We start from the raw sequence: 14,082 nt of genomic DNA on the forward strand, positions 1-14,082 counted from the left end.
GTTGAACTATAGGCCATTCAAGCATGAAAGCAAAGAAGATCATTGATCTATCATTGACATCAGCAAAAATTTGACGTAAACATGCCGATTATTGTTGTATTTTCGTAAATTTTGTGTCTAAATTTAACTTTTGTCAAGGATATAGGCAATCCCAACTTTTGCGAGCTGTTAAGCGCAACAATTCAGTATGTCTTAAACCACACACTGTCTGTGAATACTGTCACGATCATGGAATAGCCTGAGAGTATTTTCAGCAAAGATTGATGACCTAGTCCCAACCTAAAAGCTGACTGGTTTGGTACTCGGTCACGCGCGTCTCGAAGAAGTTGCGCTCCTTCTTCAGGTCGATCATCTCGCTCATCCACGGGAACGGGTTTTCCTCGTTCGGGAACAGCGCATCCAGGCCGATCTGGACGGCGCGGCGGTTGGCGATGAAGCGCAGGTAGCCCTTGAACATGGCCGCGTTCAGGCCCAGCACGCCGCGCGGCATCGCGTCTTCGGCGTAGCGGTATTCCAGGTCGACGGCCTGCAGGAACAGCTGCTTGATCTCTTCGCGGAATTCCGGCGTCCACAGCTGCGGGTTTTCCATCTTGATCGTGTTGATCAGGTCGATGCCGAAGTTGCAGTGCATCGACTCGTCGCGCAGGATGTACTGGTACTGCTCGGCGGCGCCCATCATCTTGTTCTGGCGGCCCAGCGCGAGGATCTGCGTGAAGCCGACGTAGAAGAACAGGCCTTCCATCAGGCAAGCAAACACGATGATCGAACGCAGCAGCTTCTGGTCGTTTTCCAGCGCGCCGGTGTGGAACATCGGATCGTTGATGACTTCGATGAACGGGATCAGGAACTGGTCCTTGTCGCGGATCGACGGGATCTCGTTGTAGGCGTTGAAGATTTCCTTCTCGTCCAGGCCCAGCGATTCCACGATGTACTGGTAGGCGTGCGTGTGGATCGCTTCCTCGAACGCCTGGCGCAGCAGATACTGGCGGCATTCCGGCGCCGTGATGTGGCGGTAGGTGCCCAGCACGATGTTGTTGGCGGCCAGCGAGTCGGCGGTCACGAAGAAGCCGAGATTGCGCTTGACGACGCGGCGCTCGTCTTCGGTCAGGCCGTTCGGGTTCTTCCACAGTTCGATGTCGCGCTGCATGTTCACTTCCTGCGGCATCCAGTGGTTCGCGCAGCCGGCCAGGTATTTGTCCCACGCCCATTTATATTTGAACGGGACCAGTTGGTTGACGTCGGTCTTGGCGTTGATGATGCGCTTGTCGTCCGCGTTCACGCGCGTGCTGTGTTCCTGAGCTTCCGGTGGCTCGTCGTCCCACGATAACATGATGACCTCCTGAAAACCGAGTACCCACGCTCTTTGCAGAGGTGGGTCGATTACTCCCCGTTAAACATGCAGGCACGACTACCGCTCTTTCGCCACCTCTTTAGCGCGCGGTGCCTTGCCCTGATCAATGGCTCCCTTCGCTACCTCAGGCTCACGATCGCTCCCCTTTCTGCTCTTCGCATGCGCCACGTAGATCTTCGGCCCTTTCACGGCCTCGCCCGTAACGATCTTCTGTAACACGTGTCGCCTGGCGAGACCGACAAACTCCTCCCGTGCCTCCTCGGGAAGATGCGCTTCCGCGAACTTTCTGGCCACGTCGACGACGCCGTACGCAGGCGCGAGCTCAGGATTATTCTTCAGGACGAATGATGGCTTTTCCTTCTCGAAAGCTGAAGCCTTTGCGATCGATGCGGCGTTAGGAACTGAGGGCGCCTTCGGCGTAATCTCAGCGCTCCGGTGGCCCGATTTAGGCCGCTCTGACGCAGCGACCGACGGTGACGCTGGAGCCTTGCCGAGGTCCGGTACTCGTCCTTTCTCGACCATGTTATTCGCAGGTCGATTCGCCAACTCGGCCAGGTCCAGGGCAGTCGGCTGATATCCCGCGACCTTCAACCCGGCCTGAGCAGCCTGCATCCAGGCACTGCGTCGAAATTCCTCAGTGCCTTTGACCGTGATGTTCGACCAGCCGCGCGCTTGGGCAATTTCGACCAGCGACCGCACGACTTCTGGATGGGCGCCCTTGGTCGCCAGCTTTTCGCCGCGGTCACTGAACGCCAGCGTCTTGTCTGGGAAGTAGTAATCGGCCTCGACCTTAAGGAAGCGTCGAGCTACGCTGGCCGGCACAGCATTAGCTTTGTCCTCGGTTAGCGCAGGCTCGTTACCTGAGACTACAGATCGCTCAGCAACTCTGGATGTCACGGCCGGCGTCGCTTTACTGTGTAGCCAGGTGCCAGCGACCTGAGCGGAGCTACCGATCAGCTGAAGCACTTTCTTACTCAGGCCCAGTGGCGACTTTCCACCGTCGCCCGTTACGGTCTCCTGTTGCGGAACGTCAGTTGATGGCCATTTGTCGAGTTCGCGTAAAGGGCCGCGTTCAATCGTGTTCTCGACGTCGGCTTCGCGCCCCTTGGCCTCACGAACAGTTCGGGACAGTGCCTTTAGCTGAATCACCTCTGTGACATGACGCGGCCCGTAGAAATTCGAAGGGCTGGCAGATGTCGAGTTGCCGGCATCTTGCGCTCCCTTGCCTGAAACCGCGCGTCCCGACTTAGCCAGCTTTGCTAAGAGAGCGTCAGCAGTTTTTTCGAACTCGGGACTGAACTTCGGCATATGCGTCGCCAGGTAGCTTCGCCCTGATGCGATCTCTGCGTTCAAGCGCTGCATGTTCGACACGTGGTACAGAACGAATTCGCGGCTCTGCGGTCGCAGTTTGAACAAGTCCGGGACCTTTGCCTCGGGATTGGCAAGGAAATTGATTGCCTCCTGGGTAACTGGAGGGATGTCACCACGCTCGGGCATGGCCTGATGTGGTGCCGACTGCGTCGAAAGCTGCGCGACGTCCGGGTTTGGCGATGCCCGGCGTCGCACGCGCTTTGAAACGGACGGTTCGGTTCGCGCTGGTCCCGCCGCGTCCACAGCCTTCGATGATGTCCGAGACTTCCTTACCGGACCAGCAGCCTCCGTGACTTGAGCGGGATCGCTGCTACCCTTTCCTTGTTCCTGGCTTTTTGCAGCTCGGCTCTTGCGTGGCTTGGATGTCGTGATCTCGACACCGCTGTCCTGTCCAGCGCTGGGCGCTCGGGCCGCCTTTGAATTGTCGTTCGGGTCGCGCGGCACACGATTGTCCGGTGCAGGCGACACATGTTCCTGTTTGTCTTCGACACTCATTATCAACTCCTGTCAGGTTGCTACTTCAACTTCTCGGATGAAGGAATCGAAAACTCTTTGCAGATCTTCGCCGGTCAGCTTTTCTCCTTTCGGTAGTTGGACATTCTTGAATTCCGTCGCGTAATCGGTGAGCTTCAATTTGCCGAGCTTAGGCACGTCCTGTGGCGTGATGTCGCGTGGCGACTTCGCTTTGTCGGAGGGGAGGTCATCCTTCTCGAGCAGCGGTGGCGGCGGCGCCGGCATCCTGATTTCGATCGGCGTGATTTCCGGCAGCGGGCGATTCGCGCGGCGAAGGAAGACGAGGCGCTGCCAGTACCAGATCTTGCGGCAGAAGATCGGCAGACAATGTTCGACGAAGACGATCTCGTTATTCACGCCCATCATCTTGACCTCTTGCGGGTTGAGCAGTGCACGGGCCGCCTTTGACCTGGTGACGTTGCCCGGCCGCACGCTCATGGCCTGCCGCGAATCCGACGTGCTGTCCGCAGTGAACGTACCAAGTTCGCGTGAGATGTCTGTCGCATACTCGTTATCGTTTGGCGCATACACGACGCGCGCACCACAGCACGCGATGATGTTCTTGGTATGGTCCGGCCCGTAGACGGCACGGAGCTGGGGAACCGAATGCGCTATCAGCAGCGGACGGATGCCGTAACCACCCATCAGCTGGATGCTCTTTTCGATAATGGGCATCCGGCCGAGCGCAGCCAGTTCGTCCATGATCGGAAGCAGTTCATGACGGATGGTCGGATCGTCTTCCGGCATCTTGTCCATGTTCGCGTCCAGCAGCTGCGTAAAAAACAGGTTCATCAGCAGGGACAGGCGATCCAGGTCTCCCGGATTGACGCCGAGGTAGATCGACAGGCGCTTGCGGCGCAGATCGTAAAAGTTGAAGGAGTCGGCACTGGTTGCGGCATCAACGAGCGGGTCCGTCCACAACTGTAATTTCGCGGTGAACGTCTTGCGTACGGAAGACTGCGTCTGGGGACTCAGGGCGATGAAGTCGTACAGCATCCGTTTGCACGTAGGCGACAGTGGATTCTCCGACTTGTCATGTTCGCGGATGATCCGCTTCCAGTGGTCGCTCACGGAATCGTCCGCACCATGCATGATCTGGCGCACCATCTCGCCGAGCGTACGCGGTAGCGACGGCGTTTCGATCACATACAGTCCGATACCGAGGAACAGGTCGCGGCACGACGCCGGCCAGAAGGGATCCCCCGACGCCGGATCGGGGGACAGCTGGTTCGCGAGTTTTTGCAGCGCGCTGACACGCAGCGGCGGATCGTCCGGCACGTAATATTTCGAAATCGGATTCCATTGCCCCGTCAGACCCTTGGGCGACAACGGATCGAACAGGTGAACTTCAGAAAACAGGCTGCGGAATCCTGCCGTGATCCTGTAGCACTCCTTGCGTACGTCGTTGACGACGATGCTGCCGCGCCAGGAAAGCGCGTTGGGTTGAACGAGGCCCGCGCCTTTCCCTGACCGCGGCGGTGCGATGACGATCGCCGCAAGCTGGCGACCAAGTACGAGATAGCGCCGGCCCCACCGCCCAAGGATGATGCCAGCCTCGCCGAACAGGCCGGCACGGGCAACCTCTTGCCTGGTCGCGAAACGTGCATCGCCGTGCAGCGAACGATGCACGGGCCGGCACAAGGCGATCGCGACGGCACTTACTGGAACCGCCCCCACGACGAGACAGCCGATCAGCCAGCGACGGGTATATGGTTCGGTGCCGTACTGCTGCCAGTAGCGCAGTATCGTCATTGGCGTTGCCGCCCACGGCGGAAGCAAAGGATTCGCAAGCTTGATCAGGAAAAGGTAGCTCGCCAGGTAGAGTGCCGTCAGCAGGGCGCCAAACAACATTGCGCCGAACGCCACTGCCTTGAGACGTGGACTGTCGATCGGAGTGATGAGCATGGCATTCCCCTACCCCAGCTGGCGGACGGCAAACGCCGGGTCGTAGTAGACCTCGGAAGCGACGCGGCACCCTCCCGGCAGTCGTTCCATCTGGACGACGACATCGACCAGGGCATACAGGTTCGCAAAGATATCGTCGAGGTCCAAGCCCGCCCCTTCCGCGCTCCCCTTGATCATGAGGGCGAGGCGGCGGAAAGCGAGCTTGGCCCGCGTCGCGTGGACGGTGGTGATCGTGCCCGGGTGGCCCGAGTTAAGGACATTCTGGATAAAAAAGAACGTCTCGTCGCCGCGCAGTTCGGCCAACAGTACCCTGTCCGGCCGCATGCGCAGCGTCGCCTCGAGCAGGTCGCGTGGCCGCAGTCTCGATACGCCATTCGGACCCTTCGGGTAGAACAGGTTGACCTGGTTGACGTGAGGTAGGCGCATCTCCGCCACGTCCTCGACGGTGATGATGCGTTCGTCCAGCGGGATCATTGAAGCGAGCGCGTTGCCGAGCGTCGTCTTGCCGGATCCGGTCGCGCCCGACGACACGATGTTCTTCCGACCTTCAACCGCCGCACAAAAGAAGGCGTTCCATTGCTGCCTGCGGAACAGGTCGAGCATCGAGCGGTCCCGTTCCGGCAGTAACGCCTCGATCCGCACCCGCTCCTCCAGTGTCATCAGCAACGATTGTTCGCACCGCGTGTCTTCAAAAGCGCCGCCCTGGATGATCTCGGACATCGACAACGGGGCGCCTATCGGACGCCGGGTCGTGAACGAGACCTTCCCGGCTTCGATGGCAGGCGGGATGACGATTTGTACACGCAAACCTCCCGGCAGCTGTGCGCCAAGCAGCGGCCAGTCCTCCGCGAGATCCTGGTTTGCGCGATTACGCAGTAGCATTGCAAGACCGTCGCACCACTGATGCGAGATGGCGGGGTTCCTGACGGACTCCCAACCGTCCGAGCGCTCCAGTAATACCTCGCCTGCGCGATTGATGACGATTTCAGTGACGCTCTCGTCGTTGAGGTGCGCGGAGATCGGCTCCAAGTGCAGTGCCAGCGTGGAAGCGTCTTCCGTAGCGATGGCGATGTCGTTCATGGCCGCTTCCTTTCCAGTTCGTAGACATCGCGGAAGTCGATGTCCCCGGCCAGGTAAATCAACACCTGGCTGGCCTGCGGAGCGGTGATCGTCGGCCGGATGTCCACCGTGCTTTTCAGCACCTCGGACATGACCTCCTGCGGCCCGGTGATCGCCGGGAACGCAATCGTCGTGTTTCCGTTTCCGCGCTGGGCGGTAGCGACGAGGTATGGCCCGATATCGGTGATTAGGCTGAGCGCGATGGCGGAACCGAATCGGTCCCAGAAATGATTGTCGACCTCTCCGGGAATGCCAGGGCGCCCCAGAGAATCCGCCGCATCCGAGTCGAGCGGTACCAGCACATGCTGCGGTGTCTCGCAGCGTTGCCAGATGATGCCGACCCGGCGCTGCCCATGCATGACGCCACCGCCCTGCTTGCCGACACAGTAAGTACCGCGATCCATCAGCGATACCTTGTTATCGGCGCTCGTCGCGTCCACCGCGGTCACGCAGGTGACGGTTCCGGTCAACGTGGTGTCGATCGCAGGGACAACGGTACAGGGAATCACCTTACCTCGGGTCATCATGAGTGTCGGATCAGGAAGCATGTAGGCGCGCGCTGCGGTGTATCCGCCGGGTTGCGGAGGGCTGGTCGTGGCCGTGCGGGACGCACTTCCCGTCAGCGCCTCGTCGGTTGACGTGCGGGCTTGGCCAAGGACAGTCGATGCCGTCGTGCCGGCGCCGTCCAGGCTGAAGCGCACCTCGCGTTTCAGCCGGCGGTCCCGTACCAGGTCCGCCTGGCTCCTGGCCGGCTGCTGGTCGGACGCGCCTCCAGCCGATGTTGGTTTGGTGGAGGCCGCTGTACCTGTCGATGTCTGGAGCGGCGGCAGATTGTCGGGATCTTTCGCAGCGACCGGCACCTCCACCGGGGCGGGATCCGGCATCGACAGCGGCGGCAACGTGGTTGTGGCCAGGGTGCGCGTGACGTCCTTCGGCGCGGTCTTCGTTTCCTCGTAATGCCTGTACATGCCCGCGTAGTACTTGTAGAGCAGGAGGCCGGCCAGCAGGCAGGCTCCCAGGATGACCGCCCAGTTGGTGAGCCTGTTTTGCAGCGTAATCCCCCTGTTGACCGAGTCGAGGACACGCTCGCCTTCGATGCTGTTTTCGTCCTCGATGTCGGCTTCATCGTGCCGGCGCTTGAACAGATTCATTTGGTGGCTCCTTTGAGGATACGATCGACCTGCGCCGACGCCGTGCTCGTGGCGGGACGCCGCGCGTCTTGATCGAAACCATCGTTGAACACGCAGGCCACTTCACGTCCGATACGCATCACCAGCTTGCGGTGCACGCCGGGCACCTGCATCACGTCATCCTTCATGACCGGGCTTTCGATCTGCTCCAGCGCATCCTCCCCGCTGCGGACCGAATACACGGCCGGGACGCTCCCAGTCGCACGGAACCGGAGGAACGTCGTCCTGCCGTCGTCCCACGCCTCCACAGGTGCCAGTTCGCTCGATCCCTGGACTGAATAACGCCGGTTGGCGACCGGTGGCGATGCATCCAGCAAAGCGCGCGCCTGCTCTGCCGCGCTGGGCTCAGCACTAGCGGCGTGCTCGGCGGCGGGATAGCGGAAATAAACCGTCATGAAGCCGACCTCGCCCTTGTCTTTCCTGGCCCGCTTCAGGTCGAACGTGTAGGTCCGCCTCGTCGTCACCACGTGCAGGTTCGCGTCGGGAAGGATGCCCGCAGGCTTGATAAACAACCCGTCGCGGGAATACTTGGTCGCCACGCCCCATGCATCGACGTCGCCCCCCGTCATATCGACGATCTTCTCGTCATGGTCGAAGACGATGTGGGTTTCGAGCCCGTCGCGCGTATAGATCGTCACCACGTCGTATGGGTCGTACGTGGCGAACCGGATGCGCGCATCCTTCTTCCCTGCCTCCGGGAGCTGGGCGGCATGGACCGTAGCCGTCACCACAAGCGTGACCAGGCCGAAGATGAACCGCTTGTTCATGGAGACACCTGCTGGGCGTTGGTTGGCGACACGAGCGCCATGGGAGACGCCGCCTGGCGCGCGGGAGACCTAGGCGCCGCACGTTCGGCGGCGCCTCGCCCGGCCGGTCCCAGGTCGCGGTCGGCCGTGTAGTCGGTAATTTCCATGCCGAGGTCATTGATGCGCCGGTCACGCTCGTTCGTGGGCTGGTTCACCCAATGGAACGAGATGTTGGCAATCCACTCGGTCGGCCCTTCCTCCACATCGTTCGCGAGCTCCGTTCTTGAGAAGCTGGCGCGCGCGCCAATGGCCGTGCCGAGACCGTTGCGCAGCACGGTAATGGCCCCGACCTTGACGCGTACCCTCCGCTCTTTCTTGTACATGTTTGGTGGCGACTCGGGATTGGACTTGTCCCACTTCTGCGCCCATTGCGCCTGAAGTTGCGGACTCATGAATGCAGCGGCCGTGTAGTAGTGGGTATCCGCCTGTTCGTAGCTGTAGCCCTCGCGTGCCAGGACGAACGTGTTGACGTTCCGGCGTATCGTCGCCTCTTCCGGGGACATCTGGAACTCGGCCAGTGAAATCAATGGCTGCACGATGCCGTTTGCACGTTCGACCACCAATACTTGCGGCGCTGGCGCTGGGCGCATCGCCGTCAGGACGGCGCCGCCGGCCACGACGATGGAGATGACGGCGACGACACCGAACGAACCTGCCACACGCCATGCGACGCGACGCGACGTTTCGCCGGCGAGAGCCCGGCGATCGGCTTCGTCCGCGGCCAGATCGAGCATCTTCTGGATGTCGGCATGGGCGTCGATCAGCGCACGAGTAGCGGCTAACTCTTCGACCAGTTGATCTGCTTTGGAACGGCTGTTCATCGAAAGCTCCTTTATGCGGAAGCGCTGCAGCTGGGGTATCCAGCCTGGGCACTGGACGGGACGTTGATCGGACGGCGTTCGCTGCCGTCGCATCCCGGCAGGGAGGCGCTCGCGCACCCGCCCAGTACGCTGGCCGTGGCCAGCATGATCAGAATTTTGCGCATTTGCTCCTCACTATTTGTAGGTCAACAATTTCGTTTTGGTCTTCGTCGGACGAATCGAATTGCGGCTTCTGTTCTGGTAGGCGCCCCAGGAACCTCGGGCGATTTTCTTGCCGGTCCAGGCGACCGGACGTACACCCGTCACGCCAATCTGCTTGCCCAGTTCCATACCTTTAAAGCTCAGCAATTTGCCTGCGAACCGGCCCATCCCGAACGACGACAGGGAAACTCCACCAGCGAGGCCAGCGGCGATACTGAGCACCGAAGCCAGCGCTAGGAGACACACCAGGCCCATCGCAAGGAACGGGAAAACCTCCGCCACCTCGGCACTCGACCTCATCGCTGCCGGCCCGCTGGCCGCGCTCGCGAACAGTTTCATGACCAGCAGGTTGACCATGACCACGAGTACGGGCACGAGAAAATAGTTCGCCAGTTGGCGCAGCCAGGAATTGAAGAATCCCGCCGTGCCCTCGAACAATAGGCCGATGAAGAACACGGGGCCCAGGGCGACGACTGCCGTGAGAACGACCTTCGATAGCGCCATCAGAAAGAACGCGTAGGCCGTGACGACGACCGTCATGATGATGACTGCGGCCGCTATCAGGTACATGCCGAAGTCGCCGTCGAGGACACCGGCTTTGGACCAGAATCGAGCCGTCAGCAGCAGGCCATCGTTCAACATTGCGTCGAGCCCGCTGATAACGCCATCGGGGCCGGGACTGCGCGCCAGCCCCGCGATAAACTCGTCCGGACCGCGCAGGAACGTGTTGGTGATCAGGACGTTGTAGTTCGCCACGTTGAATCCGATACCGAGAATCACGCTCAGCTTCACGACGCGGTTGATGAATTCGCTGACGGGCTCCTTGATCAGGCCCCGTATGCTGGCGAAGCCCCACAGGGCCACGTAAAGGACCAGCATCGTCGTCAGGAACGGACCAACCACCCGCGCGACCGCTACGACGTTCTCGCCCACATAGCCTTCGCACACGGCGTTGATGTAATTCATGCCGTCACGATAGAGGGTCGGCGTGGCCATGATCGACGCTCCTAGCGGGTCAGGTCGAGACGAAGCTTGTCGGCGGTCCCCATCGATGCGATGTGGTCAGCCCGACGCACGTTGACGCAATTCGGCGTCGCTCCCATCCTGCCGGGATCGTTCCGGCATAACGCGCTTACCTTGTTGCGCAAATCCGGCCGCGCCACGAATTCATCCACCGTGAGCACGCGGTCGCCCAGTTCCGGGATCGCCACGGCGGGTTCCCGTCCGCATCCGAGCATGAGAACCGCCATCGATATGGCGAATAAGATCGATTTCATGAAGTCCTCCGGTAACGGTTGAGGGTCGACGCTCACGGCAGCGGTACTTCCACGCGCGGGATCGACGTTCCGACCGAGCCCGCACGCATCTGGCTGATCATCAGCCGCTGCGCGCGGTCCTGTGCGGCGGCGCCGTTCGCCGCAGCTTCCAGCTGGTTCTGGTCCTTGACGAGTTCCACATGCTCGATGGCGATCCGGTTGGCCAGGTCGTATGCCGCCTTCGGGTCCTCGGTTCTCGCCAGCGTGTCGGTGAGGATCTGCAGCCTGGCCTGGCGCATGGCCGCGTCGTTAAATGCGGTCTGCGCCATCGCCTGGTTGACCGCGGAGACGTCCTGCGCCTGCGCGACGAAGCGTTGCAGTTCAGGGGCGAGTTGGGCTGCCTGATCCGGTCGAAGCACCGCTTGCGCGCTGCGGATCTGCTGCGCAAGCACGGAAAGCTGGCTCATCGAACGAGCCCAGTCCGGCGGTAATGCGGGGACAGCAGCGGGCAACAGGCGCGACATACCGCGATCGCCGGTCATGGACTTGATCTGGAAGTTGACGCTCTCGATCTGCGTCGCCATCTGCCTGTACTGGTCACTCCAGGCTTTGACCTGCTTGATGGCTTCTCCAAGGACGGCCGGATCGATGACGGCCAGCTGGGCACAGGCTTGTGCGGACGCGCAGGCCAGCACAGCGGTGCCGATCAGGTTGCGAAGTTTCATGCGGATTTCCTTTCGTTGTCAAAGTGGGGAGCCCACGCGGCGGGGTCTTCTCCATACTGGGCGATGAGGCGGTCCATCAGTTCGAGGTTGGAAGTGCGCGCGGACAGTACCGCCAGGTCGTCGTCCATGCCGGCGAGCGGCAGCTTGGCCACCACGGAATGGCGCCCCTGCTTGAGCAGGAACATTCCCGAACCTTCGGGCAGATCCGTCTTGATGAGGCTGAACTCCCGGTCCGACAGCCCAAGGCCTTCCTGGTATTCGGCGCGGTCGGCTCCGGGATTCGGGAACAGGATCATGGTTGCGACCTGCTCGATCAGCGTACGCGCCATGGGATGCCGCAACGCGTCGCTCGGAGATTGCGAATCGAGTACGACGAGACCGTTCTTCTTGCGCAGGGTCTTGAGGAGGTCCTTGAGGAACGCGGCGAACTGCTTGTCGCCTATCGACTTCCAGAATTCGGCGAAGAACACGGCCAGGCGCCTTCCATCGATCAGGCGCCCGGTCAGATGGAACAGGTGCAGTGCGATCGGGGTGCGCAGTTCGGCGTCGTCGAGGAATGCGGTGGTATCGAATACGGTGGTGCGCACTGTACCGAGTTCGTTGGCGATCGTGGCCGATGGGTTGTCGAAGACCCATGCAAGCGCACCGTCCTGCCGTCCTGGTTCGCGTGCATGGCACCATCGAGCCAGGCGCTCGTACAACTCGCCTTTCGGAAGGAAGTCGAGCACCCGCCCGAGCCGGCGCGCAGCGGGAGCCATATCCAGCACATGGGCAATCGCCTTGTCCACATCCTTTTCGTCCTGCACCGTCAACGGTTTCGTATCGACTTCGAGACCGGCTTCGGTAACGACCGGACGGCTCATCAGCTTTCGCACGAGTAGCTGTAGGTGGCGCACGTTCGATGGTTCCGCAGGGTCGAGCTGGAACGGCGCCAGGCCGGTCGGCTCGTTCATCCGGAGCGTATATACGTCCGCTCCCAGGCGCCGGGCTGCGATTTCGGTGTCGCGGTCCTTGGAAAAAAGCACTGAGGTCACACCGAATTTCTGCATCATCGCCAATAGGAAGCACACGGTAGCCGTCTTGCCCGATCCATTGGGTCCGAACAGGACGGTGTGCCCGACGTCCTTCTTTCCGCCCCCGTTCGCCGCCTGCGGGTCCGATGCATGCAGGCTGAGGTAATGCGGTGTGCCGGCCGCGGTCATCAGCATGCCGATTGCATCTCCCCAATGGTTGCCCTTGCGGCGCCCGACGGGAAAGTTATGCAGCGGATAAAACCCGCAGAGGTTGCGGCTGTTGATGGGTGACAGGCGCGGTCGCATTGCAAAGTTGGCCGGCAGCTGCGCCCAGAACGCCGCCTCGAGCGCCAAATCTTCGCGTGCCGGTTTGATGCCCGCGTCGACGAGGACACGGCGCACCTCGGCGACCTCCCGATCGAGCATGTCAAGCGAGTCCGCTTTCACGAAAACGCTGTAGTGATGACTGCCCATGACGGTCCGGCGGGACGTGAGGTCGTCAGCGATCTCCGGGATTTCGTCGATCTGCGATCTCGCCGCATCACCGGCATTCTCCATGCGGTTTGTCCTCATCCGCATGTTCCGCAACGCTGCGTCCTGCGCCTGGAACTCGAACGACTGGGTGGCCACGAGTTCGACCGGCTGTGTCAGTAGTTCGTCAAGGAAGAGCGGTGTCGTCTCGGGTGGGTAGGATTGGATGCCGAGCATCGCCCCGAAATGGCTCACGTCCGCATCGTGTATCTCGACGGTTTCGTTGCCGAATACAGGGCGTGCTCCGCCGACCTGGTACTTGAGCGGTACCGGCGCATACAGCACGGGCTCCCATCTTCCGGTTAGCAGGAAATTGAAGAATTCGGCAGGTTCGGAGAAAAGCGCCCCGTGCCGTTCGTACGCGGAGAGTCGCTCTGGCTCGTAGTAACCCAGCGACGCGACGAGATCGGTAACGATCTGGTCTAGTTCCGAAACCTGTTCCGCGCGCGCCTTCCTGATGTCGTCGGCCGTACGCGACGATAACAGCGTCGAAAACAGTCCTTGGGCTTTGCTGCGGAACGGCCGCAATACGATGGTCATGTACAGCTCGTTGACCATCAGGTGCTCGCTGCAAATCCGGGCCTTGTAGCGCTCATTGAATTCATGCGCGTAGCCCGCCTGGAAAACGCCGTCGGGATACTGGCTCTCCCGCCGGCGCACGATGTGCTGCCAGACCGTGATACGCGGGTCCGCGAGACTCATGACAGTGCGATTGAGGCGTGCATGCCGGTTGTTGATCTCGTCGTCGTCAGCGCATTCGAACGACGCGCCAGCCAGCCGCAGTACGCACAGGCATTCGCCCGCGCTGGTATCGATGATGGACGGCGTCAAATGACCTTCGTACGGCACGTTGCGTTCGACCGGCGTTTCGCGCCCCATCGCGAGCTTGCGTGATTCCGAGGTTTTCATGCCTGGACCTCCAGTTTCAAATGCCGCTTGACGCGCCAACGCTTGAATGAGCCGAATCGCTCCCGGAACGCCAGCGGACTGTATGACGACGCATGCCAATGCCACCGCGTCGCAATGAGCGTCCCAAGCTTTGTCCGAGCCCACAGCAGCAGGAGCTCGAAGGACCGCGGATCGTTCAGCGTGATCAGATAGCAGATGCCATGGACCGGAATGCACATCAGCAGCCACAACAGGTTTTCGGTCAGCGACAACGCCTCGACCGAAACGAGGATATTCACCATGCACGCCTCGTAGGGAACGCCGAGGATGGTCGACGGCCGGGTGAGCGCCACCGCGAGCGGATCGACGTCTATCCCCTCCTCGCGGTCCAT

The 14,082-nt window shown here is 61.1% G+C and carries 13 protein-coding genes; all 13 read right to left on the reverse strand.

Features of this window, described 5'->3' with window-relative positions:
* Nucleotides 1–268: 268 nt before the first annotated feature.
* The 13 genes from ACL58G_RS29035 to ACL58G_RS29095 all read right to left on the reverse strand — a co-directional run bounded on the left by ACL58G_RS29035 (nt 269) and on the right by ACL58G_RS29095 (nt 14,082).
* Nucleotides 269–1,330: a ribonucleotide-diphosphate reductase subunit beta gene (locus tag ACL58G_RS29035; protein WP_440963956.1), complete on the reverse strand. Its 1,062-nt coding sequence runs from the start codon at nt 1,328–1,330 to the stop codon at nt 269–271.
* Nucleotides 1,331–1,408: 78 nt separating this feature from the next.
* A complete protein-coding gene (locus tag ACL58G_RS29040) occupies nt 1,409–3,217 on the reverse strand; it encodes an LPD7 domain-containing protein (RefSeq protein ID WP_440963957.1) in 1,809 nt (602 codons plus the stop codon).
* 12 nt (nt 3,218–3,229) lie between these two features.
* Nucleotides 3,230–5,140 carry a type IV secretory system conjugative DNA transfer family protein gene (locus ACL58G_RS29045; RefSeq protein ID WP_440963958.1) on the reverse strand — a complete coding sequence of 637 codons (1,911 nt, stop codon included), beginning with the start codon at nt 5,138–5,140 and terminating at the stop codon, nt 3,230–3,232.
* A 9-nt stretch (nt 5,141–5,149) separates the two neighbouring features.
* On the reverse strand, nt 5,150–6,220 hold the full coding sequence (gene virB11, locus ACL58G_RS29050; RefSeq protein WP_440963959.1) for a P-type DNA transfer ATPase VirB11: 1,071 nt from the start codon (nt 6,218–6,220) through the stop codon (nt 5,150–5,152).
* The gene (locus tag ACL58G_RS29055; protein ID WP_440963960.1) at nt 6,217–7,410 is read right to left on the reverse strand and encodes a TrbI/VirB10 family protein; all 1,194 of its coding nucleotides are present in this window, start codon (nt 7,408–7,410) and stop codon (nt 6,217–6,219) included. The genes virB11 and ACL58G_RS29055 overlap by 4 nt, the downstream gene beginning before the upstream one ends.
* Nucleotides 7,407–8,216 carry a TrbG/VirB9 family P-type conjugative transfer protein gene (locus ACL58G_RS29060; RefSeq protein WP_440963961.1) on the reverse strand — a complete coding sequence of 270 codons (810 nt, stop codon included), beginning with the start codon at nt 8,214–8,216 and terminating at the stop codon, nt 7,407–7,409. The genes ACL58G_RS29055 and ACL58G_RS29060 overlap by 4 nt, the downstream gene beginning before the upstream one ends.
* Nucleotides 8,213–9,076 carry a virB8 family protein gene (locus tag ACL58G_RS29065; protein WP_440963962.1) on the reverse strand — a complete coding sequence of 288 codons (864 nt, stop codon included), beginning with the start codon at nt 9,074–9,076 and terminating at the stop codon, nt 8,213–8,215. The genes ACL58G_RS29060 and ACL58G_RS29065 overlap by 4 nt, the downstream gene beginning before the upstream one ends.
* Before the next feature lie 11 nt (nt 9,077–9,087).
* Complete coding sequence (locus ACL58G_RS29070; RefSeq protein WP_440963963.1) at nt 9,088–9,240, reverse strand: hypothetical protein; 153 nt, start codon at nt 9,238–9,240, stop codon at nt 9,088–9,090.
* A gap of 10 nt (nt 9,241–9,250) precedes the next feature.
* Entirely contained in the window at nt 9,251–10,273 is a 1,023-nt protein-coding gene (locus tag ACL58G_RS29075; protein WP_440963964.1) for a type IV secretion system protein, read from the reverse strand.
* An 11-nt stretch (nt 10,274–10,284) separates the two neighbouring features.
* Complete coding sequence (locus tag ACL58G_RS29080) at nt 10,285–10,554, reverse strand: EexN family lipoprotein (protein WP_440963965.1); 270 nt, start codon at nt 10,552–10,554, stop codon at nt 10,285–10,287.
* A gap of 32 nt (nt 10,555–10,586) precedes the next feature.
* Nucleotides 10,587–11,258, reverse strand: coding sequence for a type IV secretion system protein (locus tag ACL58G_RS29085; RefSeq protein ID WP_440963966.1), 672 nt, complete (start codon nt 11,256–11,258; stop codon nt 10,587–10,589).
* Nucleotides 11,255–13,711 (reverse strand): VirB4 family type IV secretion/conjugal transfer ATPase, encoded by a 2,457-nt coding sequence (locus ACL58G_RS29090; protein WP_440963967.1) that lies wholly within the window; start codon nt 13,709–13,711, stop codon nt 11,255–11,257. Before ACL58G_RS29090 ends, ACL58G_RS29085 begins: the two co-directional genes overlap by 4 nt.
* Nucleotides 13,708–14,082 (reverse strand): type IV secretion system protein VirB3, encoded by a 375-nt coding sequence (locus tag ACL58G_RS29095; protein WP_440963968.1) that lies wholly within the window; start codon nt 14,080–14,082, stop codon nt 13,708–13,710. Before ACL58G_RS29095 ends, ACL58G_RS29090 begins: the two co-directional genes overlap by 4 nt.

Source organism: Massilia sp. GER05 (assembly GCF_052056005.1).
Lineage (GTDB): Bacteria > Pseudomonadota > Gammaproteobacteria > Burkholderiales > Burkholderiaceae_D > Telluria > Telluria orientalis.

Coding starts and splice junctions, on each gene's coding strand:
- ACL58G_RS29035 (WP_440963956.1), bottom strand. CDS start 1,330: ATGTTATCGTGGGACGACGAGCCACCGGAAGCTCAGGAACACAGCACG.
- ACL58G_RS29040 (WP_440963957.1), bottom strand. CDS start 3,217: ATGAGTGTCGAAGACAAACAGGAACATGTGTCGCCTGCACCGGACAAT.
- ACL58G_RS29045 (WP_440963958.1), bottom strand. CDS start 5,140: ATGCTCATCACTCCGATCGACAGTCCACGTCTCAAGGCAGTGGCGTTC.
- virB11 (WP_440963959.1), bottom strand. CDS start 6,220: ATGAACGACATCGCCATCGCTACGGAAGACGCTTCCACGCTGGCACTG.
- ACL58G_RS29055 (WP_440963960.1), bottom strand. CDS start 7,410: ATGAATCTGTTCAAGCGCCGGCACGATGAAGCCGACATCGAGGACGAA.
- ACL58G_RS29060 (WP_440963961.1), bottom strand. CDS start 8,216: ATGAACAAGCGGTTCATCTTCGGCCTGGTCACGCTTGTGGTGACGGCT.
- ACL58G_RS29065 (WP_440963962.1), bottom strand. CDS start 9,076: ATGAACAGCCGTTCCAAAGCAGATCAACTGGTCGAAGAGTTAGCCGCT.
- ACL58G_RS29070 (WP_440963963.1), bottom strand. CDS start 9,240: ATGCGCAAAATTCTGATCATGCTGGCCACGGCCAGCGTACTGGGCGGG.
- ACL58G_RS29075 (WP_440963964.1), bottom strand. CDS start 10,273: ATGGCCACGCCGACCCTCTATCGTGACGGCATGAATTACATCAACGCC.
- ACL58G_RS29080 (WP_440963965.1), bottom strand. CDS start 10,554: ATGAAATCGATCTTATTCGCCATATCGATGGCGGTTCTCATGCTCGGA.
- ACL58G_RS29085 (WP_440963966.1), bottom strand. CDS start 11,258: ATGAAACTTCGCAACCTGATCGGCACCGCTGTGCTGGCCTGCGCGTCC.
- ACL58G_RS29090 (WP_440963967.1), bottom strand. CDS start 13,711: ATGAAAACCTCGGAATCACGCAAGCTCGCGATGGGGCGCGAAACGCCG.
- ACL58G_RS29095 (WP_440963968.1), bottom strand. CDS start 14,082: ATGGACCGCGAGGAGGGGATAGACGTCGATCCGCTCGCGGTGGCGCTC.